The organism is Breoghania sp. (assembly GCF_030066895.1).
In the GTDB taxonomy this organism is placed as follows: Bacteria; Pseudomonadota; Alphaproteobacteria; order Rhizobiales; family Stappiaceae; genus Breoghania.
The window spans coordinates 90,866-117,363 of sequence record NZ_JASJAV010000011.1; the positions used below are offsets into that span (position 1 = coordinate 90,866).

Annotated in this window: 34 protein-coding genes and 1 pseudogene; 24 read left to right on the top strand and 11 right to left on the bottom strand. The window is 61.5% G+C overall.

Annotation, left to right across the window (positions count from 1 at the left end; all coding sequences use genetic code 11):
* Positions 1 to 88: 88 nt before the first annotated feature.
* A complete protein-coding gene (locus tag QNJ43_RS12710) occupies positions 89 to 913 on the top strand; it encodes an SIMPL domain-containing protein (RefSeq protein WP_300470510.1) in 825 nt (274 codons plus the stop codon).
* 6 nt (positions 914 to 919) lie between these two features.
* Here the strand turns inward: QNJ43_RS12710 and QNJ43_RS12715 are convergent, their stop codons facing one another.
* Both QNJ43_RS12715 and QNJ43_RS12720 read right to left on the bottom strand, forming a co-directional pair.
* On the bottom strand, positions 920 to 1,255 hold the full coding sequence (locus QNJ43_RS12715; RefSeq protein WP_300470511.1) for a hypothetical protein: 336 nt from the start codon (positions 1,253 to 1,255) through the stop codon (positions 920 to 922).
* Positions 1,255 to 1,806 carry a nitrilase-related carbon-nitrogen hydrolase gene (locus QNJ43_RS12720; protein WP_300470512.1) on the bottom strand — a complete coding sequence of 184 codons (552 nt, stop codon included), beginning with the start codon at positions 1,804 to 1,806 and terminating at the stop codon, positions 1,255 to 1,257. Before QNJ43_RS12720 ends, QNJ43_RS12715 begins: the two co-directional genes overlap by 1 nt.
* 202 nt (positions 1,807 to 2,008) lie before the next feature.
* Here QNJ43_RS12720 and QNJ43_RS12725 point away from each other — a divergent pair, with 202 nt between their 5' ends.
* Both QNJ43_RS12725 and QNJ43_RS12730 read left to right on the top strand, forming a co-directional pair.
* Entirely contained in the window at positions 2,009 to 2,368 is a 360-nt protein-coding gene (locus QNJ43_RS12725) for a septal ring lytic transglycosylase RlpA family protein (protein ID WP_300470513.1), read from the top strand.
* Positions 2,369 to 2,740: 372 nt separating this feature from the next.
* On the top strand, positions 2,741 to 2,953 hold the full coding sequence (locus QNJ43_RS12730; RefSeq protein WP_300470515.1) for a cold-shock protein: 213 nt from the start codon (positions 2,741 to 2,743) through the stop codon (positions 2,951 to 2,953).
* 138 nt (positions 2,954 to 3,091) lie between these two features.
* Here the strand turns inward: QNJ43_RS12730 and QNJ43_RS12735 are convergent, their stop codons facing one another.
* Positions 3,092 to 3,733 (bottom strand): MBL fold metallo-hydrolase, encoded by a 642-nt coding sequence (locus QNJ43_RS12735; RefSeq protein WP_300470516.1) that lies wholly within the window; start codon positions 3,731 to 3,733, stop codon positions 3,092 to 3,094.
* A gap of 963 nt (positions 3,734 to 4,696) precedes the next feature.
* On the opposite strand from QNJ43_RS12735, the gene QNJ43_RS12740 reads away from it, so the two are divergent.
* The 4 genes from QNJ43_RS12740 (at position 4,697) to QNJ43_RS12755 (ending at position 7,925) form a co-directional block, all read left to right on the top strand.
* Positions 4,697 to 5,326: a cold-shock protein gene (locus QNJ43_RS12740; protein WP_300470517.1), complete on the top strand. Its 630-nt coding sequence runs from the start codon at positions 4,697 to 4,699 to the stop codon at positions 5,324 to 5,326.
* 280 nt (positions 5,327 to 5,606) lie between these two features.
* Positions 5,607 to 6,446, top strand: a complete 840-nt coding sequence (rlmJ, locus tag QNJ43_RS12745; protein WP_300470518.1) for a 23S rRNA (adenine(2030)-N(6))-methyltransferase RlmJ — start codon at positions 5,607 to 5,609, stop codon at positions 6,444 to 6,446.
* 322 nt (positions 6,447 to 6,768) lie between these two features.
* On the top strand, positions 6,769 to 7,191 hold the full coding sequence (locus QNJ43_RS12750; protein WP_300470520.1) for a hypothetical protein: 423 nt from the start codon (positions 6,769 to 6,771) through the stop codon (positions 7,189 to 7,191).
* A gap of 134 nt (positions 7,192 to 7,325) precedes the next feature.
* Positions 7,326 to 7,925, top strand: a complete 600-nt coding sequence (locus QNJ43_RS12755) for a glutathione S-transferase N-terminal domain-containing protein (RefSeq protein WP_346432964.1) — start codon at positions 7,326 to 7,328, stop codon at positions 7,923 to 7,925.
* A 74-nt stretch (positions 7,926 to 7,999) separates the two neighbouring features.
* On the opposite strand, the gene QNJ43_RS12760 is transcribed toward QNJ43_RS12755, so the two are convergent.
* Positions 8,000 to 8,179, bottom strand: coding sequence for an outer membrane beta-barrel protein (locus QNJ43_RS12760; protein ID WP_300470521.1), 180 nt, complete (start codon positions 8,177 to 8,179; stop codon positions 8,000 to 8,002).
* 7 nt (positions 8,180 to 8,186) lie between these two features.
* Positions 8,187 to 8,468 carry a hypothetical protein gene (locus QNJ43_RS12765; RefSeq protein WP_300470522.1) on the bottom strand — a complete coding sequence of 94 codons (282 nt, stop codon included), beginning with the start codon at positions 8,466 to 8,468 and terminating at the stop codon, positions 8,187 to 8,189.
* Between the two features lie 321 nt (positions 8,469 to 8,789).
* Between QNJ43_RS12765 and QNJ43_RS12770 the strand changes: the two genes are divergently transcribed.
* From QNJ43_RS12770 to QNJ43_RS12830, 14 genes and pseudogenes are all read left to right on the top strand, one after another.
* On the top strand, positions 8,790 to 9,563 hold the full coding sequence (locus QNJ43_RS12770) for a glycosyltransferase family 2 protein (RefSeq protein ID WP_300470524.1): 774 nt from the start codon (positions 8,790 to 8,792) through the stop codon (positions 9,561 to 9,563).
* 265 nt (positions 9,564 to 9,828) lie between these two features.
* Positions 9,829 to 10,794, top strand: a complete 966-nt coding sequence (locus QNJ43_RS12775; protein ID WP_300470525.1) for a calcium/sodium antiporter — start codon at positions 9,829 to 9,831, stop codon at positions 10,792 to 10,794.
* Positions 10,795 to 10,822: 28 nt separating this feature from the next.
* Positions 10,823 to 11,590 carry an SDR family oxidoreductase gene (locus QNJ43_RS12780; protein WP_300470526.1) on the top strand — a complete coding sequence of 256 codons (768 nt, stop codon included), beginning with the start codon at positions 10,823 to 10,825 and terminating at the stop codon, positions 11,588 to 11,590.
* 50 nt (positions 11,591 to 11,640) lie between these two features.
* Positions 11,641 to 13,614, top strand: a complete 1,974-nt coding sequence (gene uvrC / locus QNJ43_RS12785) for an excinuclease ABC subunit UvrC (RefSeq protein WP_300470527.1) — start codon at positions 11,641 to 11,643, stop codon at positions 13,612 to 13,614.
* A 175-nt stretch (positions 13,615 to 13,789) separates the two neighbouring features.
* Positions 13,790 to 14,077, top strand: a complete 288-nt coding sequence (locus QNJ43_RS12790; RefSeq protein ID WP_300470528.1) for a hypothetical protein — start codon at positions 13,790 to 13,792, stop codon at positions 14,075 to 14,077.
* Positions 14,078 to 14,093: 16 nt separating this feature from the next.
* Positions 14,094 to 14,228, top strand: coding sequence for a hypothetical protein (locus tag QNJ43_RS12795; RefSeq protein ID WP_300470529.1), 135 nt, complete (start codon positions 14,094 to 14,096; stop codon positions 14,226 to 14,228).
* A 23-nt stretch (positions 14,229 to 14,251) separates the two neighbouring features.
* On the top strand, positions 14,252 to 14,449 hold the full coding sequence (locus QNJ43_RS12800) for a hypothetical protein (RefSeq protein WP_300470530.1): 198 nt from the start codon (positions 14,252 to 14,254) through the stop codon (positions 14,447 to 14,449).
* A 75-nt stretch (positions 14,450 to 14,524) separates the two neighbouring features.
* Positions 14,525 to 15,352: a sulfotransferase gene (locus QNJ43_RS12805; protein WP_300470533.1), complete on the top strand. Its 828-nt coding sequence runs from the start codon at positions 14,525 to 14,527 to the stop codon at positions 15,350 to 15,352.
* A gap of 279 nt (positions 15,353 to 15,631) precedes the next feature.
* Positions 15,632 to 15,883 (top strand): hypothetical protein, encoded by a 252-nt coding sequence (locus tag QNJ43_RS27155; RefSeq protein WP_346432965.1) that lies wholly within the window; start codon positions 15,632 to 15,634, stop codon positions 15,881 to 15,883.
* 13 nt (positions 15,884 to 15,896) lie between these two features.
* Positions 15,897 to 16,787, top strand: a complete 891-nt coding sequence (locus tag QNJ43_RS12810) for a GGDEF domain-containing protein (RefSeq protein WP_346432966.1) — start codon at positions 15,897 to 15,899, stop codon at positions 16,785 to 16,787.
* A 240-nt stretch (positions 16,788 to 17,027) separates the two neighbouring features.
* Entirely contained in the window at positions 17,028 to 17,603 is a 576-nt protein-coding gene (gene pgsA / locus QNJ43_RS12815; RefSeq protein ID WP_300470536.1) for a CDP-diacylglycerol--glycerol-3-phosphate 3-phosphatidyltransferase, read from the top strand.
* A pseudogene (gene moaD / locus QNJ43_RS12820) lies at positions 17,603 to 17,856 on the top strand (molybdopterin converting factor subunit 1). The gene pgsA and the pseudogene moaD overlap by 1 nt, the downstream one beginning before the upstream one ends.
* A gap of 4 nt (positions 17,857 to 17,860) precedes the next feature.
* Positions 17,861 to 18,322: a molybdenum cofactor biosynthesis protein MoaE gene (locus tag QNJ43_RS12825; RefSeq protein ID WP_300470538.1), complete on the top strand. Its 462-nt coding sequence runs from the start codon at positions 17,861 to 17,863 to the stop codon at positions 18,320 to 18,322.
* A 180-nt stretch (positions 18,323 to 18,502) separates the two neighbouring features.
* The gene (locus tag QNJ43_RS12830; protein ID WP_300470540.1) at positions 18,503 to 19,744 is read left to right on the top strand and encodes a multidrug effflux MFS transporter; all 1,242 of its coding nucleotides are present in this window, start codon (positions 18,503 to 18,505) and stop codon (positions 19,742 to 19,744) included.
* A 91-nt stretch (positions 19,745 to 19,835) separates the two neighbouring features.
* Here the strand turns inward: QNJ43_RS12830 and QNJ43_RS12835 are convergent, their stop codons facing one another.
* Positions 19,836 to 20,735, bottom strand: coding sequence for a branched-chain amino acid aminotransferase (locus QNJ43_RS12835; protein ID WP_300470542.1), 900 nt, complete (start codon positions 20,733 to 20,735; stop codon positions 19,836 to 19,838).
* A 251-nt stretch (positions 20,736 to 20,986) separates the two neighbouring features.
* Here QNJ43_RS12835 and QNJ43_RS12840 point away from each other — a divergent pair, with 251 nt between their 5' ends.
* A complete protein-coding gene (locus tag QNJ43_RS12840) occupies positions 20,987 to 21,373 on the top strand; it encodes a MarR family winged helix-turn-helix transcriptional regulator (protein ID WP_300470544.1) in 387 nt (128 codons plus the stop codon).
* A 44-nt stretch (positions 21,374 to 21,417) separates the two neighbouring features.
* Here QNJ43_RS12840 and QNJ43_RS12845 read toward each other — a convergent pair whose 3' ends face one another.
* Positions 21,418 to 21,567, bottom strand: a complete 150-nt coding sequence (locus QNJ43_RS12845; RefSeq protein WP_300470546.1) for a hypothetical protein — start codon at positions 21,565 to 21,567, stop codon at positions 21,418 to 21,420.
* On the opposite strand from QNJ43_RS12845, the gene QNJ43_RS12850 reads away from it, so the two are divergent.
* The gene (locus QNJ43_RS12850) at positions 21,562 to 22,269 is read left to right on the top strand and encodes a response regulator transcription factor (RefSeq protein WP_300470548.1); all 708 of its coding nucleotides are present in this window, start codon (positions 21,562 to 21,564) and stop codon (positions 22,267 to 22,269) included. The two genes, QNJ43_RS12845 and QNJ43_RS12850, sit on opposite strands and share 6 nt — an antisense overlap.
* Before the next feature lie 37 nt (positions 22,270 to 22,306).
* Positions 22,307 to 23,701 (top strand): ATP-binding protein, encoded by a 1,395-nt coding sequence (locus QNJ43_RS12855; protein WP_300470550.1) that lies wholly within the window; start codon positions 22,307 to 22,309, stop codon positions 23,699 to 23,701.
* 117 nt (positions 23,702 to 23,818) lie between these two features.
* Here the strand turns inward: QNJ43_RS12855 and QNJ43_RS12860 are convergent, their stop codons facing one another.
* From QNJ43_RS12860 to QNJ43_RS12875, 4 genes are all read right to left on the bottom strand, one after another.
* Complete coding sequence (locus QNJ43_RS12860; RefSeq protein WP_300470553.1) at positions 23,819 to 24,184, bottom strand: tRNA-binding protein; 366 nt, start codon at positions 24,182 to 24,184, stop codon at positions 23,819 to 23,821.
* 87 nt (positions 24,185 to 24,271) lie between these two features.
* Entirely contained in the window at positions 24,272 to 24,961 is a 690-nt protein-coding gene (locus tag QNJ43_RS12865; protein WP_300470556.1) for a TetR/AcrR family transcriptional regulator, read from the bottom strand.
* Positions 24,962 to 25,019: 58 nt separating this feature from the next.
* Positions 25,020 to 25,835 carry a pyrroline-5-carboxylate reductase gene (gene proC, locus QNJ43_RS12870; RefSeq protein WP_300470558.1) on the bottom strand — a complete coding sequence of 272 codons (816 nt, stop codon included), beginning with the start codon at positions 25,833 to 25,835 and terminating at the stop codon, positions 25,020 to 25,022.
* A complete protein-coding gene (locus tag QNJ43_RS12875) occupies positions 25,832 to 26,332 on the bottom strand; it encodes a YbjN domain-containing protein (protein WP_300470560.1) in 501 nt (166 codons plus the stop codon). The genes proC and QNJ43_RS12875 overlap by 4 nt, the downstream gene beginning before the upstream one ends.
* Positions 26,333 to 26,498: the final 166 nt, after the last annotated feature.

Consider the following 26,498-nt stretch of genomic DNA (forward strand, 5'->3'; position numbering starts at 1 on the left):
GTAACTCACGACAAGAGACATTCTCCCCCTTCAGCAACTTCCCCGGTGATGATCCGGCCTCCGCCGAAAAGTGCCGCATTCGGAAAGGATGACTGAAGGGCACGTCAATACCGCAAAGCTGGCGCCTCCCGACCCGGCGCCGGTTGCAGATTCGAGGAAACGTCATGACGCTATCGCTTCGCCCGAATTCCGCCGCCATCCTCTTCAACGTTTCTCGCCGCAGCCACCCTGCCCCCTTGCCCAGGCCCCCGCGCTCGCCCAGAGCGAGGACAAGATCGCGACCATGAGCCTGACCGGCACCGGCGAAGTCACCGCGGCTCCGGACATGGCCATGATAACCTCCGGCGTCGTCTCCCAGGAGAAGACGGCACGCGAGGCGCTGACGGCCAACACGAAGGCAATGCCCCCCCTCATCGATGAGGTCAAAGCCGCAGGGATCGAGCCGCGCGACATCCAGACCAGCGGCTTTTCCATCTCCCCGCGCTATGCCGACCGGCGCGACAGCGGCGGCAGCTGGGTCAAGGACCGCAAGATCGTCGGCTATCAGGTCAATAACGGGGTCAGTATCCACGTGCGCGATCTGGGCAAGCTCGGCGCCCTACTCGATGCCATGGTCAGCGACGGAGCAAACAAGATCGGCGGCATCCACTTCATCGTTTCCGATGCCGACAAGCGCCGCGACGAGGCGCACGCCGCCGCCGTGGCCGACGTCAAGCGCAAGACCGAGATCTACGCCAAGGCAGCAGGCGTCCGCCTCGGCCGTATCCTGTCGATTTCCGAAGATTCCGTCAGCTGCTCGCAGCCCATGCTGATGCGCAGCTCCATGAAGGCGGAAGCCGCCCCCGTGCCGGTCGAGGCGGGAGAGAAAACCCTGCGCGTGCAGGTCACGATCACCTGGCAGCTCGAGCAGTAAGGCCCGTCACGCCGTCAGATCGATGAGTTCGGCCTGGGGCGCAGTGCCCCCGGGCCGGGCCCGATCGGAAAAGATCAGCACATCGCCATCGGTCCGCGCGCGCTCAACCAGATCCGGATCGAGATCGGCAAAAACCCATTGCGCCGCATCCATCTCGCCGACGGCCAGAAGCCCCGTTTCCGCAAAGCCCACATCGGGCGGGCAGACGACGCGCGCCGCCCCGCGATTGACGTCGACCGCGACAGACCACGGTGCCCGGCAGGAGGTCGGCAACGTCGCCACATAGCACTGGTTTTCCAAAGCCCGCGCCGCTGCGCCGATCGCCACACGACTCGCCCCCATCACGCCTTCCGTCGACAGGGCGCAAGGATCAGCCAGGCTCCGGCCTCGGCCTGGGCCCGAGCAATGGCGGAGAATTCCACGTCGTAGCAGATGGAGATGCCGATGCGGCCGAGATCGGTCTCAAATACGCGGATCGGGCCGCCGCCGACGAATCCCCAGCGCTCGCCCTCAAAGCGGGTCATCACGACCTTCGCCTGCTCACCACATTCGCCCGCGGGCGTGAACAGCCGCGCCACGTTGCGCACCGTTCCCGCCTCGTCGCATTCGGGAAAGCTCGGCGCCATAATGTGCACGCCGTGCTTCACCGCCAGATCGCGCCAATGCGAGAGGATATCCGGCAGAAGCTTCTGCATGGAGGAGATCGACGCATCGATGTCACCCGCCACCTCCTTGCCGAACAGCGAGGCAAGCTCCATCGAGCCATATTCGGGAAAAACGAGCGGCTCCGCGCCTTGCGACAGTGCACGCTCCACCCAGTCGGTCGTCTTGGCTTTCCAGGCATCCAGATTGTCGAGCCAATCGATAGGATATCGCGCAGCCGCAATCCGCACCCACTAATCCTCCGCAAGGTGACGAAAATAACTCGGGCGGGCCGTCCGATCTCAAATCCACAATAGCATGCCCCCGCCCGCAACGGAATCGGTCCGCTCCTCTGCGCTCATAAGAAGCGGCCCGTGCCGCAGCTTTGCCCCATTATGGCCCTATGGGCGGAACTTTCGCGGCACATGAGAGACGCCGCACCGAGAACATACCATGAGACAGCACCTGACCATCGCACTGATCGCGTTCTTCGGCGCCTGTTCGCTCGCACAGGCCGCCTGGTACGAATACACCACCCGCACCGCCAGCGGCGAAATAGCCGATCCGAGCGCCATGACGGCCGCCCACCGCACCTTGCCTTTCGGCACGAAGGTGAAGGTCACCAATCTGCGCAACGGCCGCACCGTGACGGTCCGCATCAATGATCGTGGCCCCTATACGCGCGGCCGCGTCATCAACCTGACCCGCGCAGCCGCCAGGAAACTCGGCTACATCAACGCCGGCACGGCTCCGGTTTCGCTGATCCTGACCGATGACCCGGACGGCAAACCTGTCCCCGGTTGCCCACGCTGAACGGTCCTGCCCTGCCCGCTCACGTTGCAGATCGCGACCTGAAGGGGCGTAACCTTTTGCCACACGTTGCCGCAGCAAGGCATTCAAGCCCTTTGCCGCGACGCAGGTACAGCAATGCCGTTTGAGTTATAGAATCATTTTTCACCTTGATGTTTTCTCCTATAAATCACATAAAATGACCCATCGGCGCGCTGCTCGCTGGACCCGGTGTGCCCTCGGCCGAAGTGGATTGGTACGTGTGCCTGAAACGGGCTTGAACTGCTTTCCCGACGACTGAGAGAAGGGGCACCCCTTGCTTGCATCCCGATCGCAACGATCGGCACAAGGTGATCAAGGCGGACAAACGGCCAAGAGAACGGGAAAGGGCATCCCATGCGCCGCAACGACACAATCAAGTTCTTCAACACCGAACGCGGCTTCGGTTTCATCTCGTCGGAGGACGGCAGCAAGGACATTTTCGTGCACATCACTGCACTGGAGCGTTCCGGACTGCAGGCGCTGCCCGAAGACACTCAGGTCACCTTCGAGACGGAAGAAGACAGGCGTGGCCGCGGCCCGCAGGCCTGCAACATCGAACTGGCCTGACCGAACCAAAGGATTCAGGAGCGGACCCGTGTCCGCTCCGTTTCGTTTCTATTGGATCGGCATGACACGAGACGTGCGCCCCCGGATTTGACCGGACCCGCAATGCGCCTCGCTTGTTCGTCGGCGGAATGCCGTGCCTCAGTTCTGCAGGAACGGGTTGGTGAGGCGTTCCTCGCCGAAGGTGGAGTGAAGGCCGTGGCCGCATAAAAAGGCGACGCTGTCGCCGAGCGGCAGGAGCTTTTCCTTTATCGAACTGATCAGAGCGGCGTGGTCGCCGCCGGGCAGATCCGTGCGCCCGACCGAACCCTTGAAGATCACGTCTCCAACAATGACGAAATTCGACGGCTGGTGGTAGAAGACCACGTGTCCGGGCGAATGTCCCGGACAATGCAGCACCTGGAACTGGGCTCCCGCGACATCAACCGTGTCGCCTTCCTTCAGCCAGCGGTCGGGCGTCATGGTGCGCACGTCCGGCAGACCGAACTGCTGGGCCTGATCCGCCACCCGCTCGATCAACGGCTTGTCCGCCTCGTGCGGCCCCTCGATCGGCACGCCCAACGCCTCCGCCAGTTCCGCGGCTCCGCCGATATGATCGATATGGCCGTGGGTGATCAGAATACGCTCGACCTTGATGTCATGTTCGCGAACCGCCGCGAGGATGACGTCGACCTCTCCGCCCGGATCGATCACGACACCGGCCTTGGTATCGTCATCCCACAGGAACGTGCAGTTCTGGGCGAAGGGAGTGACGGGAACAATCCCCGCCTTGAGCTTTGTCATGAGATCCTGCTGGGGCTCGATAAAAACGCGGATCCATCAGACGTAGAACACCCGGCCGGACGGTGGAACCACCCGAGGTTAAAAAGTCGCTCCCGCCGTAGCGATTTTGCAGGCCGAACCGTCCAGAGCCCGCTCCAGATCGCGGAAGCCTTCCCTGGAACGGGCGACAGCATTGTGCGCACGCTCCACATCCCGCTGCGTTTTACGATAGGCGTGCCTGACCGCGCGCGCAGTATCCCTCAACCTCTTCTACAGTCTCGACAATGCTATTCCGGAGCGTTTCCGGCTCTACTGTTGAAAGCGTCCCTGCAACGAGATCAACCATCACCGCAGCCGCAATCTGATCGTCCAAGCCCCACATAATTTTCCCCGAAACCGAAAAATTAACGAATAAAATTAACGAATACTGAAAAGTAAACAATTACTTACCGATAAAATTAGAATATGTCTCTATGTTTCCGAACCCATACTTAACGCCGCTAACCTGCGGCTGCGGAAGAAGGGAGAATTACCATCCGTCGCGACCGTTCGACGCGACACAACACGGAGAACCATTAGGGGGCAAACATTTTTATTAACGAATTAAGAAATAGAGGCCTGAGAGATCAAGTGCAGTAACTTCGCCTGCGCCGAATATGTCGCAATTCTCGAGGTGTGACTTGCTCTGAGACCGAAGTTATTCTTAAATGGCTGTGGTTGGATGAGGCTCACGGAATTCGGCTGCGCGAACGAAGGCGTAAAGGACGCAGATAGCGTGTCCGATTTTTGAGCTATCTAACCGACCAGGCAGAACTTTTCAGGTCAGGGGCACGATAGGCAGCCTCCTGGGAGGTGATGGTCATTTCCGTTTCGGCTTGCGATCAGAGCGGCGTGCGCGCCGAACGAACGCACGTCGAAGCGGCGCGTCAGTTTGACGACGCGATGGTGAAGTGTCGGAAATGACTGGGAAGAGGCAGCAATACGATGGCTGATTGGCGCAGCCGCAAAGGTTGTGATCCGGACATGGATGACGAGCCGGTACGCCGCAACAAGGGACGTCGCGGGCACGGCCGCGGATCCCGCGACTTTGACAGCCGACAGGGCTTTGGTGGCCCCATTTACGGAGCGGAGCCGCCCGGACGCAACCATGCCCCGCGCGAGGACTACGGTGGCGGATACGGCGATCGGGACGACTACGGCGATTACGGCGGATATGAAAGCCGCGGTCGTGGCGGACATAAAGACAACGGCGGATATGCGGGTCGACGCGGCCCGAGCGGTGCCGATCGCGGTGCATCCGCCGAGCATTCGGGAGACGACCGTCCCAGCGGCGGGTTTCGCCCGCGCAGCGATACCCCCCGGCAGGAACGACAGCCGGCGGAACGCGGTCCCCGTCAGACCGGCACGGTCAAGTTCTTCAAGAGCGACAAGGGGTTTGGCTTCATCACACCGGACGAGGGCGCCGTCGACGTCTTCGTTCACATCTCCGCTGTGGAGCGTTCCGGCCTGAGCGGGCTGGAAAGCGGCCAACGCCTGTCTTTCGCCACCGAGCCGGATCGGCGCGGCAAGGGCCCGAAGGCTGTCGAACTTCAGGTCGAAGAAAGCGCAGGCTGATTGCCTCAAGGGCCGTGCAAACGTGGCCCGCACGGCAAAAACGCAATTTGCACACGAATATGAAGGCGGCGCGTTCGATCCCGGACGCGCCGCCTTCGTTTGAGCTGGACCGCACGCAAGGCGGCACATTGCTGGAGCCGAAAACCGCTCAGGGACGAACTTGGAGCCCCGGTGATCCTGTCATCATTTCTTTCGCGTCCGAATTCCGCTACATGAGGGGCATTGCACGTAATCACTCTGCGCCCGGCTCGCCCGACACAGAGGTTCATTGACGGACTCCATGAACTATCGCCACGCCTATCATGCCGGCAACTTCGCGGATGTGCTGAAACACGCCGTCCTCATCGCCATACTCGATCACCTGAAGAAGAAGGACAAAGCCTTCCGGGTGCTCAACACCCATGCCGGTATCGGCGCCTATGACCTGTCCAACGAACGGGCCCAGAAAACCGGCGAATGGCGCGACGGCATCGGGCGGCTGATCGATATCACGCCGTCGCATCAGGCAGCGCCCCTGCTGACGCCCTATCTGGATCTCGTGCGCGAATTCAACAGCGAAGGCGACCTGACCAAATATCCCGGCTCGCCCGAGATCGTCCGCCACCTGATGCGCCCGCAGGATCGGCTGAGTGCGACGGAGCTGAACGAACACGACCATCGCGTTCTGGCGGAGCGGTTAGACGGAGACCATCAGGTCTGGATCGTCGATCTCGATGCCTGGCTGGCACTCGGCAGTTTCGTGCCCTTCAAGGAAAAGCGGGGCCTGGTCCTGATCGACCCCGTCTTCGAGGAGCCGGACGAATACCGCACGCTTACCGCCGGTATCTTCAAGGCCACCCGACGCTGGGTGAACGGCCTCTATCTGGCGTGGTATGATCAGAAAGCGTTCGACCACTTCTATCAGATGATGGTGGATACGGGCCTGCGGAAGATCCTGCGCACGGAGCTGCATGTGGCCCGCCCCACCAAGAACGGAACCTTGCGCGCTTGCGGTCTCCTGATCCTCAATCCGCCCTGGACGCTGGAAGCTCAGTTGCGCGACGCTCTGCCGTGGCTCGTCCGCATCCTGTCGCAAGGCCCGGATGCCACCGGCACCGTCGACTGGCTCGTTCCCGAATAAGCGGCAGATATGACGATGTACCGACCGGCGGCGGAAGCACGCTCCCGCCCCGGAGAGGCTTGACTGAATTCACGCGCTCACACATCGTGCCCCCGCACGAATATTTGAATTCGCAGAGATTCGCCCCACGCACATGTGTCATCCGTGCCTTGCCCGACCGACTACCTTTGCAGTACGACAAGCATGTTCCAATCGGATCGGACCGTTTTCCCGATCGCACCGGATCTGCACGCCGTACCGATTTTGAAGCGTGTTCTCGCCGAGCGGGCGACATCAACCGAGCGCCCGAACCGCTCTGAGCAACCTGAAACGGAGGACATCGATGTCCGCCCTGCCCCGTTTTCTCGTGTTGGACACTGCCCTGATGAGCATGCTGCTCACCCCGGCCTTCGCCGGAGGCGCCTATTCCGGCGCGAACGGCCACGGCGCCGCTCTGCCCGATTGCGCCGCGCCGTCCGTTCGCCGCACGATCGCCAGCGCCGACACCGAATACCGCGAAGCCATCGCCATCAAGACGATAGATCTCATCGGCCAAACCGGTTTCACGCAGGACAATCCCAGTCCGCTGGCCCACCGCTATTGCCGCGCCCGAGCCTATCTTTCCAACGGCCGCCAGCATCCCGTCTATTACATGATCGAAGAGCGCGCCGGCTTCGTCTGGCTTTCCTGGAACACGGAAACCTGTCTGCCGGGTTACGACCGCTGGCATGTCCACGACGGCCAGTGCCGCGTCGTGCGCCGCTGACGACAGAAACAGCGGTCGGACGTCTCCGGCCGGGCTATCTTTCACGCATCGGATGAAGGCCTTCACAGACCTTCCGTTCCCGTGTGCGTCCTCCTGCCCAACAACCTGCCGTCGCACGGCCCGGAGAACACGCCATGGTCATCCTTCGCACCTCTCCAGCCTCGCCTTTCGGACGCAAGGTGGCTCTTGCCGCAAGTATCCTCGGTCTCGATGCCATCATCCAGATGGAGCCGACGAATACCGAGGCGCCCGAAGACGCGTTCCTGAACCAGAACTCGCTCGGCAAGATCCCGGTGCTCATCACCGAAGATGGCCAGGCGCTCTACGACTCCCGCGTCATCGTCGATTATCTCGATCATCGTGTCGGAGGCGGGGTCATCGTGCCCCAGGATGCAACGCGCTTCGAAGCCTTGCGTCTTCAGGCGCTGGCGGAGGACGGCCTCTGCGAGGCCACGCTGCAGATCGTTTATGAAAAGCGCTTCCGGCCGGAGGAAAAGTGGTACCAGCCCTGGCTCAACCGCCAGTGGCAGAAGGCCACGCGTTCGCTCGACAAACTGGAAGCTGCGCCCCCGACCCTGACGTCCAAGCCCGATGTGGGCATAATCGGGCTTTCTTGCGCGCTGGGCTACTCGACCTGCGCTTCGACGGGATCTGGCGCAAGGATCACCCGCGCCTCGTCGCATGGCTCGACGAATTCTCCGCGGCGGTTCCCGCTTTCGAGCGGACCCGGGTGAAAAGCTAAACGAAAAATCGGCCCGGCCGTAACAACGACCGGACCGCTCGTATTCTTGCCCCCGTGAGGACTGAGCTAGAACTTGTAGCTCATGCCGACGCGGCCAATATGCTCATCGAAATCGGACTTCACCTTGGTTCCTCCGAAATCGAAGGTCTCATTGCCGAAATCAGCATAGAGGTATTCCGCACGTGCGGTGAGGTGGTTGGTCAGCGCCGCTTCCACACCGGCACCGAGCGTCCAGCCTGCGGTCACCTCGCTGTCATCCGATCCACCGCCGGGACCATTCGCGATCCGCCAGGGCGAGACCGCCCATGCCGAAGCTGCCGGTCGACGGACCGCTGGCATCCCGATCGCCCCAGCCATAGCCGAGCGTTCCACCGAAATAGAAGCCGGTCCAGTAGAACCGTTCCTGAGGCACGGGCGCGGGAGAAGAATAGGCCTCCGGCGCTGTGGGCTCGGGCAGATCTGCTGCCAGGGCTGGCGCGACGACCCCACCGCCGATGACTGTACCGGCAAGAAGAGTTCCGAGAAGGCGTTTCATGGAGGGTACTCCAACTTGTATGCGTTTTGCGTACGGATTGAGTTCGTTTGCGATTGCGATACGGACCTGAACGTGATCTCGGAATGTGGCGATAAAAGAAGGCAATTGAGGATAATTAGCGTCAAATCGATGGTAATTCGGCGCATGGTTAGGGATCTGTAAACTGCTTGCATCGCAACCGTACATTTGCCCCTATGCGCCCCTCTCAACCGTTCATCGTCATACGGGTAAAACACCGTCGAACGGCTTGAAGTTCTGACATCCGGTCCCGGCCGCTCGAACGCCTGTCCGCAGTCCAACCGCCACATGCCGTGAACCGCGATGCCCAAACCGCCGCTGTCGATCTTCATCATCACCAAGAACGAAGCGAACCGCATCGGTCCCACGCTCGACGCCGTGCGCGACCTGTCGGACGATATCGTGGTGGTGGATTCCGGCTCCGACGACGAGACCTGCGCCATCGCGCAGAAAAAGGGTGCCCGTGTCGTGGTGAACGCCTTCGCCGGCTACGGCCCGCAGAAGCGCTTTGCGGAAGACCAATGCCACCATCCCTGGCTTTTCAACATCGACGCGGACGAGGTCTGCCCCGCCGATCTGGTCGCCGAGATCAAGGCACTGTTTGCGGCGGGAGAGCTGGCACAACGCGCCTATGGGGTGCCGATCACCGAACAGTTTCCCGGAGAAGGCACGCCCCACCGCTTCAGCTACACGGTCGCCCCGGTCAGGCTCTATCGTCGCGACGCCGGACGCTACAACGCAAGCCCCGTGCATGATCGCGTGGACCTTGCCGAGGGCACCGGGATCGGCAAGCTGCGCCATCGCATACACCATCGCTCAATCCGCTCGCTGAGCGATGAATTGCGCAAGCTCAACAGCTATTCCGACATGCAGGTCGACGATCTGGAAGCGCGCGGCAAGGTTCTGCCGGGCTGGCGCATGGTGACGGAATTCCCCTTCGCCTTCCTCAAGGCCTATTTCCTTCGCCGCCATTTCCTGCGCGGACGCTACGGCTTTCTGACGGCCATGAACCACGCCATCTACCGCCACATGCGCATCGCCAAACACCTGGAACGGCGCTGGCGCAAACGGTCCTGACGCGATCATCCCCCGCTCTTTGCGCCCGTGGGTTTCACCGGGCCATTCGAATACCTATATAGCGATCAACTGCACTCGGACCGTCACGGGCTCCCACGCCTTACCCGGACATCCGACGTGCTTTCCGATCGGACCGCCCCGGCTTGCCCGATCGATGAGAACATACTCAAGACACTGTTCCTGAACAGCATTTCGCCGTTCGGGAAACAGGCTGAATGGAACATAACAAGCATGCTCGACTACATCAGCCTGGCCGGGGGTCTCATTGTCCTACTCCTTAGCCGGTGATGCACTGGTCCGCGGTTCGGTGACGCTTGCCCGCGCGCTCGGCATTCCCTCCCTCGTCATCGGCCTCACCATCATCGCCTTCGGCACCTCCGCCCCCGAGCTCGTGATTTCGCTGTGCTCCGCGCTGGACGGCGTCTCCGGTATCGCCGTCGGCAATGTCGTGGGATCGAACATCGCCAACGTGCTGCTCGTTCTGGGCATCCCTGCACTGATCGCCACGACCCATTGCACCGAACGGAGCGTGCGCAAGAACTCCGCCCTCCTGGTCGCCGTCTCGGTCATTTTCACCGCGATGTGCACCTTCGGAACGCTGAACCGAGCCATGGGCATCGTCCTGCTGGCGCTGCTGGGACTTTTTCTGTTCGATTCCTACCGCGAGATGCGCCGTCACCAGTGCCGCCGCCGGGAATATCGCGAAGGCAACAGCGATAACCTTGACGAAGATCAGATCGCGGAACTTGAGGAATTCGAGGAATCCCCCGGAGGATACCTGGTCGCCGTGGACTTCATGATCGTGGGACTGATCGGCCTGCCGCTCGGCGGTCATTTCGCGGTGATTGGCGCCTTCGAGATCGCACGGAGCTGGGGAGTGACGGACACCGCGATCGGTCTCACGGTGATCGCGCTCGGCACATCGCTGCCCGAACTCGCCACGACCGTCATGGCCACGCTTCGCGGACATTCCGCCGTCGCGCTCGGCAACGTCCTGGAATCCAACGTCTTCAATATCGTCGCCATTCTGGGCCTGACTGCGGTGATAGTACCGCTTGACGTGCTGCCCGCCATCATGCGCTACGATATCTGGGTGATGATGGCGACCACCCTTCTGCTCGCCATTTTCGCATTCACGCGTTGCAGGTTGCGCTGGCCTTTGGGGCTCGCCCTTGTCGCCGGCTACTGCCTCTACATCTTCATGATCTTCGCTGCAGGAAAGGTGGCCTGATCATCGCAGCAACAGCAAGGGGGACCGGGTGAAACAAGAGCGGGAAGGCACGGCACTCGTCACAGGCGCCGCCAAACGCATCGGACGTGCGATCGCACGGGATCTGGCTGCCGATGGCTGGCCCGTCGCCATTCACGCCAACCAGTCTTTCGAACAAGCTGAAACGCTGGCGGACGAAATCCGCCAGTCAGGTGGCCGGGCACATGTCCTGCGGGCGGACCTGCGCGACATCTCAGCCCTGCCGGGTCTGGTTGCGGAGACCACCCGCACCCTGGGCCCGCCGCAGCTTCTCATCAACAACGCCTCGATTTTCGAGCGGGACGATATCGGCACGCTCGATCCCGCCCTGTTCGACGATCATTTCGCCATTCACGTGCGTGCGCCCTGCCTTCTGGCGGAGGCCATGGCCAACGCGCTTGCCGACGACATGACGGGCAATATCGTCAACATCATCGACCAGCGGGTGCTGAAGCCGACACCACATTTCTTCTCCTACCAGCTTTCGAAATCGACCCTGTGGGCGGCAACCCGCACGCTTGCTCAGGCGCTTGCCCCGCGCATTCGTGTCAATGCCGTCGGTCCCGGCCCCGCGCTCGCCAGCCCTCGCCAGCAGCAGGCCAATTTCGAAGCGCAATGCGCCGCCCTGCCTCTCGGCCGCGGCCCGGCGCTTGACGATTTCGGCCGCGCCATCCGTTTTCTGGTGGAAACGACCTCGATTACCGGTCAAATGATCGCCCTGGACGGTGGCCAGCACATTGCATGGCAGACGCCCGATGTGACGCAGATCGTGGAATAACGGACATGCTTTGATTTGCATGTTCCCCCGACTCTGACCAGATATCGCGCATGAACGACAGCGAAGGTCCATCGAAAGACACGTCAGCTCCCGAGGTCGAGGCCGCCGCACCGGCTAAGAAGGTGCGCGGGGTCGAGGTCATCGCGGCCTTCGTGCGGCAATTGCCCAATACACCGGGCGTCTATCGCATGATCAATGCGGACGGCGACATGCTCTATGTCGGCAAGGCTCGCAACCTGAAGAAGCGGGTGACCAACTACACCCGGCTGCAAGGGCTCTCGAACCGCATTGCCCGGATGGTGCAGGCCACCGTGACGATGGAATTCGTCACGACGCGCACGGAAGCCGAAGCGCTTCTTCTGGAAGCGAACCTCATCAAGCGGCTGCGCCCGCGCTTCAACGTTCTTCTGCGCGACGACAAGTCCTTCCCGCACATCCTGATCACCAGCGATCACGAGGCTCCTGCGATCACTAAGCATCGCGGCGCGCGCACCCGCAAGGGCGACTATTTCGGCCCCTTCGCCTCCGCCGGCGCCGTCAACCGCACCATCAACGCTCTGCAGAAGGCTTTCTTGCTCAGGACCTGTTCCGACAGCTACTACGACAACCGAACCCGGCCCTGCCTTCTCCATCAGATCAAGCGCTGCGCGGCGCCGTGCACCGGCGAGATCGACATGGAAGGCTATGCCCGGCTCGTCGACGAGGCCAAGGCGTTTCTCTCCGGCAAGAGCCAGACCGTACACAACGAACTGGCCGAGGCGATGGATAAGGCCTCAGAGGTTCTGGATTTCGAGACGGCTGCAATCTACCGGGACAGGCTGGCCGCACTCTCCCACGTGCAGCACCACCAGGGCATCAATCCGCACAATGTGGACGAGGCCGACGTCTTCGCCGTCCATCAGGAAGACGGCCAGACCTGCATTCAGGTGTTCTTCTTCCGCACTGGCCAGAACTGGGGCAACCGCGCCTATTTTCCCAAAACCGACAAGGCACTGGAAGCCGAAGAGGTGCTGGGCTCGTTCCTCACCCAGTTCTACGACAACAAGGAAACGCCGACACTCGTGCTGCTCTCGCACGAGCCGGAGGAGCGTGAGCTGCTGGCCGAGGCCTTTTCCGAACGTGCCGGACGCCGCATCGAACTGGCCGTGCCCAAACGCGGCGAGAAGCGAGAACTCGTCGAACACGCGCTGACCAATGCGGGCGAGGCACTGGGGCACAAGTTCGCCGAGACATCCAGTCAGGCGAGGCTTCTGGCGGGCGTCGCCAAGGCCTTCGACCTGCCGCGCGTGCCGCGGCGCATCGAGGTCTACGACAACTCGCACATCATGGGCACCAATGCGGTGGGCGGCATGATCGTCGCCGGCCAGGAAGGCTTCGCCAAAAGCCAGTACCGCAAGTTCAACATCAAGTCGCAGGACCTGGTCCCCGGCGACGACTACGGCATGATGCGCGAGGTCCTTACCCGCCGGTTCTCAAGGCTCCTGAAGGAGCACGCCGAGGAGCGCCCGGACGAGACGCAGCCAGCTTCCGAAAGCGAGGAGACGAGCGAAGAGACCACGGACACGACGGCCATACCGGCCTGGCCCGATCTCGTGCTCATCGACGGCGGTCAGGGGCAGTTGCGCGCCGTGCGCGAAACCCTGGAGGAGATTGGCGTCACCGACGTGCCGCTGGTGGGCATCGCCAAAGGGCCCGACCGCGATGCGGGCCGCGAGAAATTCTTCGTCGAGGGCCGCCCCTCCTTCATGCTGCCGGAGCGCGATCCGGTTCTCTATTTCGTGCAGCGCCTGCGCGACGAAGCCCACCGCTTCGCCATCGGCACCCACCGTGCGCGACGCAAGAAAAAAATGGCGAAGAACCCGCTCGACGAGATCGACGGCATCGGCCCCACGCGCAAGCGCGCCCTGTTGCGCCATTTCGGCACCGCCAAAACCGTCTCCAAGGCCGGGGTGGACGATCTGATCGCGGTAGACGGCATTTCCGAAGCCACCGCCAAGACGATCTACGACCACTTCCACGAATGAGTGGACGGGGAATGATCATGGCGAAGAGCGCCCGCACGCCTGATGCTCGATATCCGATTTCGAGACGACAGGATTTCCGCTAAGGCCCAGCCGTCCGCGACGGATTCATTCAAAACGGCTAAGGACTGCGGGCACACCGCAGGCAAGACATATGCACGGCATGCAAGCTCAGACGATGTTTCAGCACGCACTCGACCTTCTGGAGGTCAACCGGGTGGACGATGCGCTGCCACTCCTGGAAGAGCTGTACCGGGTCGAACCGCGCGATGCCCGCGTCAACTTCTCGCTCGCCATGACCGCCCGCGATGCCGGGAATGACTACCGGCGGCTGGACTTCCTGAAAAAGGCCGCGCAGGTCGCCAAGAAGAAGGGCCTCGTCTTCGAAGAACTCTCCCGTGCCTATTCGCAACTTCGACGAGGACGAAGACGCCATTACGGCGGCCCGCAAGGCGGTTGCGCTTGAGCCGAAAAACCCTGACATGCATGCCGCGCTCGGCGCCGCATATCGCAAGGCCGGACGCGAAAAGCTGGCGGAGCAATCCCTTCAGCGTGCGCTCGCCCTGGAGCCGGAACACATCGGCACCTTGCAGGAATACGGCAATACGGCGAACTGAAGCTCGCGCTCGGCGACAGCAAGGTGGCGGAAGACTTCTTCAGGCAGATCATCAAGTCGACCAACGGCTATCATTCGCTTGGCTACATCGCACGTTCACAGCTCAACGGACGCACACGCGACCCGCAGGACATTCCCGAGCTGGAAAAGGCGATCGCCACGGAGAATGGACACAGTCCAAGGGCCTTGAGCCGGCTGCATTTCGCGGCTGCCGCCATGTAGGACGACGCGGGCGATCCGGGCAAGGCATTCGAACACTACGATCGCGGACACGAACTGATCTATCCCGACGACAACGTGGACGCCTACCGGCAGCACGTAGAAATGATGAAGGAGGTGTTCACCCACACGTTCTTCGAGGAACGACGCGAAATGGGCCATGACAGCGCCAAACCGGTCTTCATCTTCGGCATGCCCCGCTCCGGCACCACGCTGACCGAACAGATCATCAACCGCCACCCGCGCGCAGCCGGTGTCGGCGAACTGAGCTTCTTCACCCATCAGGGACAGGCGCTGAGCTTCGGTGCCGACAAGCCCGGCATCTTCGCCGACAACGCACAGGCGATGAAGGAGAAGGATTTCAAGCGCATAAGCCGGAAGTATCTGACACTTCTCGACAAGCTGGCGCCGAATACGAACCGCGTCGCCGACAAGATGCCCCACAACTTCGAGCATCTCTGGTTGGTGGCCTTGCTCTTTCCCAGCGCGACCTTCATCCATTGCACGCGCGAGCCGGTCGATTGCTGCATTTCCATCTATTCGAAGGCTCTGGGCAGCGAGCACAGGTACAACCGCAGCCAGAGCACGCTCAGCCAGTATTTCCGCCTCTACCGCGACCTGATGGAGCACTGGAAATCGGTTCTGTCCGTCGAAATCCACGAGCAGTCCTATGAGGCAATGGTCTCCGATCAGGAAGGCCAGAGCCGCGCCCTGATCGCCCAAACAGGTCTGGAATGGGACGATGACTGCCTCGAATTCTACAAGGGAGAGAGGCAGGTGCGCACGTTCTCCAAGGATCAGGTCCGCAAACCGATCTACAAGACCTCCCTGGAGCGCTGGAAACGTTACGAGCCGCACATCGCGCCGTTGCTGGACGCGCTCGGAGATCTTGCACCGAACCGTTAGAACCGCGTCTCCTAGGGGATCTTCCGCTTCGGAATCCTCACGGGGACAGGAATTTCGGTGTAAGAATTAACGGATTTCGTGTTACCACCTCAGCAGATCGAGCATGGCGTTACACCGCAACGGGTTCTCGCCGCCCCAAAACACCGAAACAATCCGACGCGAGGCGCACCATGCAACGCATCTGCGCACGCAGCCGAAGAACGCCTGACGCTGGGGATTGAACTTGATCGAAAAGAATTTTTCCTTCTGCTGTGTGAGGCTCTGCTCTACTTCACGATCATGGCGGGGCTGCTCTACGGTCGCCGACGCTTCGGCATCGGGGTGTTCATGTGCGCCATCGGCGTGATGCACTTCCTCGAGACCTATCTGGCCAGCGTCTTTTACATCCAGCTCCCCTTCGGCCAGCTTTCGCCGGGCTCCACGATCCTGTTTTCCGGCAAGCTGATGATAATCCTGATGCTCTACATTCATGATCCTGCGCAGTCACGAGATCTCGCCCGACCGTCTGCCCGACATCCACTTCGTCGATGAGATGGGTTAGTTGATGGTCTGGGGCACGACGCTGCTCTTCATCGATTCAATCGCGATCATCCTGCTCTACGAGCATCTGGGAACCTGGTTCAGGCGCGTCCCCATCCTGAGATTGTTCACCAGCGACGCCCTGATCCTGAGCTTCGATCAGGCGGGCTTCTTCATCGCGCTCCACGTCTATTCCAGCGCCCCGTTCGAAGCGATGATCGGCGACTGGATGGCGAAAGTGTGCGCAGCCTTCGTGTTCAGTGTGATGATTATCGGTTACCTCCGTTTCGTCGAGCACGAGGAGCCGGCGGCCGAGCACTCCGTCAAGGGGCGCAACATCGCCGACATCTTCTACATGCTGACGTTCCGCGAACGGTACGAGGATCTGCTCCAACAGACCGGCCGCGACGCGCTGACCGGCGTCTTCAACCGGCGCAAGCTGGAACTGATGGCGACCGAGGCCTTTCAGAAAGAAACCATCGCCGCCAAGCCCATCAGCCTTCTCGCGATCGACATCGACCAGTTCAAGTCGGTCAACGACAATTTCGGGCACAAGGTGGGCGACGAGGTGCTGCAGGCCATGGCGATAACCCTGTCGCGAGGATTGCGGCCCGACGATCAGCTCTTCCGCTACGGTGGCGAGGAATTCATCGTCCTGAGCCCGAACCTCGGACCGGCCGCGGCCGCCCTTATAGCCGAACGCCTGCGCGAGGCCGTCAACACTCACTCCGAAACGAACTTCCGCGGATCGACGATTTCCATCGGCGTCGCCACCGCGCCGATCGAGGCGACCGATTTCGATTCCCTGTTCGCCTGCGCCGATACCCGGCTCTATGTCGCCAAGAACAACGGCCGTAACCGAGTCGTATCGGCTTACAGCCAGCTTAATCAGGATACCGCTACGTCGGCCGTGTGATCGGGTGCGGCCGGAAACGGCCCCTCCCCTCATTTGTATCCGGATCCGTTCCTTGGCGAATTGACGGACAAGCCCACACCGTGCTTGTCTCGCGATGCAGCATAAGCGTGTAGGCAGTGCTGCCCTTCCTGAAGCAAGCGGTCGGACCGACCGCATGTCCGCTTCAGGCTCAACCGCTTTTCGCGATACGGCGACCCGCACGGCCACGCGCGCCGCCTGTTCAGCCCGACACGAGCCGCAATGTCCGCTTCCGTTGCCCTGTCCCTTCCCAATCTGCTGACCTACGGACGAATCCTCGCGGTTCCGGCCGTCGCAGCCTGTTTCTACGTTCCCGGCAATGCCGCCCGCTGGACGGCGTTGGGAATCTTCGTCGCAGCCGCCATCACCGACTTTTTCGACGGCTACCTTGCACGCATGTGGAAACAGCAATCGGCCCTGGGCCGCATGCTCGACCCGATCGCTGACAAGCTGCTAGTATCCGTCTGCCTGCTAGTTCTGGCCGCCGAAGGCACCGTGGGAAACTGGTCCCTCATTCCCGCCATCGTCATACTGTGCCGCGAGATCCTGGTTTCGGGCCTACGCGAGTTCCTGGCCGAACTTCAGGTCAGCGTTCCGGTGACGAAAATGGCGAAATACAAGACGACGACGCAGCTCGTGGCCATCGGCTTCCTGCTCGCCGGTCCCGCGGGAGACAAGATTCTGCCCGGCACGACGCTGATCGGTTTGACCTTGCTCTGGATTTCCGGGTTGCTGACGCTCTATACCGGATACGACTACTTCAGAGCCGGTATCGGCCACTTGATCGAGGAACCGTGATGAAGATCCTCTATTTCGCCTGGGTGCGCGAGCACATCGGCATGCCGGAGGAAGAGATCGCCCTGCCCGCGGAGGTTACCACACCGGCAGACCTGCTCACTTCCCTGCGCAAGCGCGATCCCGAATATACGAATCCGCCTTCGAACGCCCCGAGCTCATTCGCGTCGCCGCCGATCAGACGCATATCGAGCATGACGCTCCCCTCGGCGATGCGTGCGAGGTCGCTTTCTTTCCCCCGATGACGGGCGGCTGAGCCGATGTCGATCACCGTGCGCATCCAGCCGGAGGATTTCGACCCGGCCGCCGAGATCGCTCACCTGACCGAGGGCCGGGCCGATATCGGCGCGATCGTCACCTTCACCGGTCTTTGCCGGGACGAGGACGGTCGGCTCTCCGCACTGGAACTGGAACATTATCCGGGCATGGCGGAAGCCGAGATCCGGCGTATCGCGGAACAGGCCGCCGAGCGCTGGTCCCTGCAGGACATCACCGTCATCCATCGCCACGGCAAGCTCGCACTGGGCTCCAATATCGTGCTGGTGGTCACCACCTCCTCGCACCGGGCCGCCGCCTTCGAGGCTGCCGAGTTCCTGATGGACTATCTCAAGACCCGCGCTCCCTTCTGGAAGAAGGAATGGCTGGCGGACGGCACCAGCGGCGGGTGGGTCGAGGCTCACGACCGCGACGATGCCGCTGCAGAGCGCTGGCGGGCCGCCTGACATTCGAATATATGTTCGCTGGGTCGAGCGAGGACGTGCGTCAATGCCTTGACGTCTCGTCCCGGCCGTCTAGCTTGGTAGACATTAAAATCATGCCAGCTTGATCCAGGCAGGTCTCGGTCGGTGTGTTCTGCTGCCTCTTGCCCGCCACCTCCAAATCCGTTCTTGCAAGGACCTCAGATGAGTTCGACCCAATCGGACGCCTATGCGCGCCTCGGTATCCCTTACGCCGAATTCATCGTGTTCATCGCATCGTTGATGATGCTGAACGCGCTGGCGATCGACATCATGCTTCCCGCCTTGCCGGATATCGGCAACGATCTGGGCGTGAGCGACGTCAACGACCGTCAGCTCATTCTCTCCGCCTACCTCATCAGCTTCGGTTTCACGCAGCTTCTCTACGGCCCGCTTGCCGACCGCTTCGGCCGCAAGCCCGTGCTGCTGGTCGGACTGGTGATCTATTGCCTTGCCGGTATCGGGGCGGCGAGCGCACCGAGTTTCGAGTTGCTGCTGCTTGCCCGGTTCGTGCAGGGCATGGGCGCGGCCGCCCCGCGCGTGCTCGCCTTTGCGATCGTGCGCGACTGTTTCGAAGGCCGACAGATGGCGCGGGTGATGTCGCTCACCATGATGGTCTTCATCCTGGTTCCAGTCATCGCCCCCAGTATCGGGCAATTGATGATCCTGGCCGGGCACTGGCGCTGGATCTTCGGGCTTCTGACCATCGGCAGCGCGATCGTGGCCGGCTGGACGGCCCTGCACATCCCCGAAACGCTGCACCCGGAAGACCGCACACGGATTTCCTTCAGCTCGATCATGACCAACTACCGCATCACGCTGACGACCCGCCAGACGGTCGGCTACATGATCGCGGTCGCCCTCATGTTCGGCGGCATGTTCGGCTTTCTCAATTCCGTGCAGCAGATCATGGTCGACGTCTATGACATGGGCGCTGCCTTCCCGCTGGTCTTCGCCGGCATCGCCCTGTCGATCGCCGTTGCCTCGATGCTGAATTCCCGCTTCGTCGTGAAGCTCGGCATGCGTGTCATCGCACACTACGCCATGGCGACGATGGCCGTGATCTACGTGATCCACGCACTGATCGCCAATCTCGGGCTCGACTCGATCTGGACCTTCGCCCCGCTCATGGCGGCCGCCATGTGCTGCTTCGGTCTCATGATGGCCAATCTGAATTCGCTCGCCATGGTGCCAATCGGCCATATCGCGGGCTCCGCCGCCGCGATCATCGGTTTTGTCGGCACCACCGGCGGCACCATTCCCGGCTATTTCATCGGTCAGGCTTTCGACGGAACGATTATCCCCTTCACGACCGGCTTCGCGATCCTGTCGATCGCAGCCCTCGTGGTGGTGGTGATCACGGAGCACGGTCACATGTTCCGCGCCGGAGATATGCCGCACACCTGAGCCGATCCGCTTTGAACGAAAAAGGCCGCCCGCAGATGAACTGCGGGCGGCCTTTTCATTTCAGATGCTTTCGGCCTTCGGCCGTCGAGCTTTACTCGGCTGCGATCGCGGCGGCACCGACCGCACGCACGCAAGCTTCGTAGTCGTGCATCAGCTGCTCGGAAATCTTGCCAAGCTTGAAGTGATACGGTCCGACCTCGGCAACCGGGGTCACCTCAGCGGCCGTACCGGTCAGGAAGCATTCCTCGAATCCTTCCATCTCTTCCGGCTTGATCGTGCGCTCGTTCACCTCGATCCCGCGATCGCGGGCAAGCCCCATCACCGTGCAACGGGTGATGCCGTCCAGGAAGCAGATCGGCTTCGGCGTATGCAGCGCGCCGTCCTTCACAAAGAAGATGTTCGCACCGGTCGCTTCGGCAACATCGCCCTTCCAGTCGAGCATCACCGCATCCGCGTATCCCTTGTGCTTTGCCGCGTGTTTGGACAGCGTGCAGATCATGTAAAGGCCGGCAGCCTTTGCATTCCACGGGATGGTGTGCGGATCGGGACGACGATATTCGGCGATATCCAGACGAAGGCCCTTCAGCTTCTCTTCCGGCTTGAAGTAGCTCGGCCACTCCCACACGGCGATCGCGGTGTGAATCTTGTTCTGCTGAGCCGACACGCCCAGAGCCTCGCTGCCGCGCCATGCAATCGGGCGCACATAGGCTTCCGTCAGCTTCTCACGCTTCAGCAGCTCATTCGTGGCGTCATTGATCTGTTGCGCCGTGAACGGAATCTTGAAATCCAGAATCTGGGCCGAACGGAGCAGGCGGTCCGTGTGTTCATCAAGCTTGAACACGTGCCCCGAATAGGCACGCTCGCCTTCGAACACCGTGCTCGCGTAGTGAAGCCCGTGCGTCAGCACATGAATCTTTGCGTCCTTGAACGGGATGAATTCCCCGTCAAACCAGATCTCACCGTCCATTTGGTCGAATGCAGGCCCGGCCATTTCCTCATCTCCAGCATTATTAAGTTGTTGCGCTCCCTCAAGGGAGCTTGACTGCGTTGCGATATCCGCCCCGACATCGGCGCTAAAGGCATCCCCTTAGGTGGCAGCTTTACGTCGCAGCGAAAGTATCGATATCTTCTCCCCACGCTGATCCGGCAAAAAGCAACGGATCGAACCAAGGCGGGCGGAAAATGTTCAAACGTTTCGTCGAGATCGTATTTTGTGTAACAATAGGTCCGAAATAAGTCAATATGGATGACGTAAATTTCAATGCGACTAAATCTTGGGCGGATGGCGGCGCGTCAACAGGCAATGGTGACGGCTCGCAAGGGTCCAAGGATCTGCACTACGAGCTGATCGAGCTGCTTTTTTTCGCCTATAGCGACTTCATATCCGATCCGGACGCGATCTTGTCGGAATACGGCTTCGGCCGGGCGCACCACTGCGTGGTTCATTTTGTCTCGCGCAAACTGAGAATTCGGGTAATGGAACTGCTGGACATTTTGAAGATCACGAAGCAGAGCCTCGGCCGGGTGCTGAAGCAGCTCGTCGACGAGGGCTTCATCAAACAGCGAACAGATTTGCACGACCGGCGACAGCGGCGACTCTATCCGACCGCGAAGGGGGGAAAGCCTTGAGCCACCAGCTGCCCGTGCCGCAATCGCACAGACTGTAAAAGGCATTAAGCGGATTGCCGGAAGGCGGGCAGGATATCGCCCGTCAGTTCCTGTACCGCATCATCAACGACACCGAACACCCCCATGTCGCCCGCCTTGCCGGCAAACACTAGAATGCGGACCGGCTGAGCGAGGAAACCGAAGAGACGATGCAAGCGCAAAACCGCCCTGTTCCGGCCGACGATGCGGCCCACCTGCTGATCGTCGATGACGACAACCGCATCCGCACACTTCTATCGCGCTTTCTGGGCGAACACGGCTACCGCGTCAACCTCGCCGCATCGGCCGCCGAAGCGCGCGACCGGTTGCGCGGTCTCGATTTCGACCTTCTCATTCTCGACATCATGATGCCCGGCGAAAGCGGCTTCGATCTCGCTCAAGATATCCGCCAGCACTCCCAGGTGCCCATCCTGATGCTGACGGCGCGCGCTGAATCTGATGACCGCATCCACGGCCTGGAGCTTGGCGCCGACGACTATCTACCCAAGCCCTTCGAACCGCGCGAGCTTCTGCTCCGGATCGGCAACATTCTGAAACGTGGGCGCACCGACAAGTCCGAACAAACTCGGGAGATCCGGTTCGGCCCCTACACGTTCCAGACCGACCGCATGGAGCTGAAGCGCGGCGACGAACTGGTTCGCCTGACCGATCGCGAAAAGCAGATCATGACGATCTTCGCCGAAAGCCACGGCGAGACCGTGCCGCGCCATCTGATCGTCGGCGGAGAAATCGGCAAGGGGGAACGAACGGCGGACGTCCAGATCAACCGCCTGCGCCGGAAGATCGAAACCGATCCCTCCAATCCGCTCTATCTCCAGACGGTGCGCGGTATCGGCTACCGTTTGCTTGTCGATTGACCCGTCGATGACCCTAGCGGAGTTTCGTTCAAGCCTCATGAAACGATTGAGCCCGCTTGCCGGTGCAGCCCATAGGTTGAGCTTCCTGAAATCTCCGCTCCGCCTCTATTGCATCTTCGCCCAGTGGCTGCGGCGGCATATGCCCAAGGGCCTCTTTCCGCGCACGATCCTCATCATCGTCCTTCCCATGCTGCTGCTACAGTCCTTCATTGCTTACTTGTTCATGGAGAAGCACTGGGAGACGGTGACACAGCGCCTGTCGCAGGCTGTCGTCGGAGAAATCGCGGCGACGATCTCGGTCATCGAAGCCTATCCGCAGGACGCCAATTTCGAGACCATCACCCAGATCGCCAACCAGGACATGCGCCTGTCGATATCGGTGCTGCCGCCCGCCCCCCTGCCCTCGCCGCGACCCAAGCCGTTCTTCTCCCTGCTCGACCGCGCGCTGTCGGAGGAAATCCGCACCCAGATCGGCCGCCCCTTCTGGGTCGATACGGTGGGCCGCTCGAAATTCGTCGAAATCCGCATCCAGCTCGAGCACAACGTGCTGCGGGTGATCACGCGGCGCAGCCAGATCTACGCCTCCAATTCCCATATCTTCCTGGTTTGGATGGTTTCCACCTCCGTGGTCCTTTTGGGTGTGGCGCTCCTGTTCCTGCGCAACCAGATCCGGCCGATCCAGCAACTCGCCAACGCCATGGAGAGCTTCGGCAAGGGGCACCCGGTCGAACAGTTCCACCCGCGCGGAGCGGAAGAGGTGCGGCGCGCCTCTACCGCCTTCCAGCGCATGAGCCGACGCATCGAACGCCAGATCGAACAACGCACGATCATGCTGGCCGGCGTCAATCACGACCTGCGCACGATCCTCACCCGTTTCCACCTGCAACTGGCGCTAATCGAGGAAAGCGAGGAGACAGAAGACCTCAGGCGCGACATCAAGGAAATGAACTCGATGCTGGAGGCCTATCTGGCCTTTGCACGCGGCGACGGCGACGAGCTTCCCTCCGATGTGGACATATCGCTGATGGTCGAGGAGCTTGAGGGCGACGCGGAGATCGGCGGGGCCACCGCGACCTCACGCTTTTACGGCAAGCCCATTGCGCGGGTTAAGGCGAGCGCATTCCGCCGGTGCCTCACCAATCTCGTCGCCAATGCCGCGCGCCACGGGAACCGCGTCGACATCACCGGCAGGCATCAGTTCGGCTGGCTGTCGATCGTGGTGGAGGATGACGGCCCCGGCATTCCCGAAGAAGACCGAGAAACCGCATTCCGTCCGTTCCAGCGGCTCGATGCGGCCCGCAATTTGGACGAAAGCGGCACGGGCCTCGGCCTCACCATCGCCCGTGACATTGCCCGTGGCCACGGCGGCGACCTGACATTGGAAGACAACCCCCTCGGCGGCCTGCGGGCCGAGGTCCGAATACCGGACTAGGGGACAGGGGTAGAGGGGATCGGAATACGTCGCTCATCCTTCGAGACGCCCGCACGCGCGGGAGTTTCGAAGGATGAGCGACAAACACCATCCCCCCGCCCATCGATCAACACAATCTTAGAACAAACGCACGCCATTTGCCACGGGCTTGTCGGGTCCCCCCAACACCACCGCGCCTTCCTCATCGGGGAAGCCGACGGTCAGTACCTCCGACATGAGCGGCCCGATCTGGCGCGGCGGGAAATTCACCACCGCCATCACCTGCCGTCCGACCAGCGTCTCCGGCGTGTAGTGCTTGGTGATCTGCGCCGAGCACTTCTTGATGCCGATCGCCTCGCCGAAATCGATATGAAGGATGTAGGCGGGCTTGCGCGCCTTGGGAAACCCCTCCGCCAAGCCACCGTGCCAAACGCGGATATCGACCTTCAGAAACGTGTCGAAATCGGTCTCAGGCGAAAGTTCGCCCGTCATGTCCTTGTGCATGGATCTTCCCCCCATTGAAGACAAAGCGGCACTCGTCAGCCCGTCCGCGGACTAGTCGAGTGCCGATGGAAACGCGAGATCGCGGGCTCATGCGCCCACAGCGGCGTCCGGTTCTTCATCCGCGCGCGCCCGCGGCTTGCGGGCCCGCTCCTTGAAGGCGCGCTTGAACGGAGCCAACCAGCCTTCGGCGCGCGAAATCCGTTTCATCGCATCCGCGCCGCGTTTCAGTCCGCGGTCAAGCGCGGCCATGGTGCGTACCTTGCCCGGATCCTCGTCCTTGAACCAGACGCGCAGCACCTTGAAATAGGCGACGACCAGCGCCTGCGTGAGCGCAAGGCCGCGCACGCCCTCAGCCTTGATGCCGGCAGCTATCAGCATCCAGCGCAAAGATGTCAGTGCAAGAGAATTGAGTTCGGCGACCAGCACCGGATCGCGTCGTGCCGCACGCACAAGCGCCTGCAAAGCGGGTCTTTGCGGTTCCAGTGCATCGAGACGGCGCGTCAACACGTCAAAGAGACGATCAAGTGCCGATTCGTCCGCAAGCTCTGGATCGGTTCCGTCGAAAACGCCCGCATCGATCCCGCGGTTGAAATCCGCCAGGATCGCCATGCGTCCGTCATAGGCCTTGCGCAGCGTAGAGAGCTTGATGCCCGCGCGCTCCGCCACCGCCGTCATGGTGACGTCGGCCCAAGGCTTTTCGGCGACCAGCCCCATGAAGGCACGAGAATGGACTTGCGGGTCTTTTCCGTCGTCATGGCGCGAGCTCCTCCGTTTCACCTTCAGAGATAAGCCCGCATTCCGGCGATTGAAAAACCCGCAAAGATGAAGCGCGCGATCAGCCGAGTTCGCGGGAACGATCGGCCGCCGCCTTCACCGCCGCATCGAGCAGCGGCTGGAACCCGTTATCGTCCATCAGAACGGAAAGCGCCACCGCGGTCGTCCCGCCGGGCGAGGTCACGTTCTTGCGCAAGGTCGCGGCTTCCAGCTCGGAGCGATAGAGCAACTCACCGGCGCCTGCGACCGTCTGCCGGGCAAGCATCGCGGAAAGATCGGCAGGCAGCCCCACCTTGCGACCGGCCTCCGCCAGACATTCCGCCAGAAGGAAGACATAGGCTGGCCCAGACCCGGAAACGGCGGTAACCGCATCCATCTCGCCCTCATCATCGAGCCAGGCGACAGCCCCGATGCCGGACAACAGCTTCGCCACCAGATCCTTGCGATCCTGCGAAACGGCGCCATTCGCGAAAAGCGCCGTCATGCCGCGCCCGACCTGAGCCGGGGTATTGGGCATGGCGCGCACCACCGGCACGGCGCCGAAGGCATCCTCGAATGTCTTGATCGTCTTGCCCGCAGCGATTGAGATGATCAGCGTATCGCTGCTCACGATCGGTTTCAGCGGCTCCAGCGCATCCGCCATCATCTGCGGCTTGACCGCAACGAGAACGGCAGCCGGCGTCAGATCGGCAAGCGGGGTCGTCACGTGACGGATCTCCTTGGCGGAAAGGAGTGCCGCCATTTCCTCGGAAGGCTTGGGATCGCACACGACGATTGCGGCGGGATCGACACCCTGTTCGATCCACCCGGACAACATCGCACCGCCCATCTTGCCGGCACCGACAAGAAGCAACGGACTGGATTTCGTAAGATTCATGCTTCGCCAACAGTCTCGAACATGACCGTTTCCAGCGCTTCGCCAGCGCTCTTTCCGGCCCAGACAACAAATTGAAACGCCTGATAGTAGCGTTCGCAGGATTCAAGCGCGTTGGACATAAGCCCTTCGATCTGCTCCGAAGTTGCCTCCGCGCCTCCAGCCAGCAACAGGGACTGGCGGAAGATCACGACGCCCTCGCGATTCCATAAATCGAAATGCCCCATCCAGAGCTGCTCATTGACCAGTGCCAGCAGACGCACGATTTCCGTGCGCCGCGCTTCCACCACCTTGAGGTCGAAAGCGCAGGCCAGATGCAACGCTTCCACGTCCTCCATCCAGGAGAAGGAGACGTGATAGTCGCACCAATGGGCTGCCACCGAGATCGTGATCTCGTCCTCGCCGGAACGCTCGAACGCCCAGTCGTTGATGGCTGCAATCTGTTCGATTGTGTCGACGGGATTGGATTGCCGGTCGGCTTCGATTTCGATCAGGCTCATGAGCGGTCCTCGCGCCTGGCGTCTGAAAGGGTCAGCTCATGCCGCATAAGCGTTTTTGAGCGCCCAGTCAGGCTGAGTTTGGAATAATACGACCCTGAGGTCGAAATACTTCCGGGTGATCCCGCATCGCTTTTCGTCGGGCAACTATGACATTGCTATGACTATA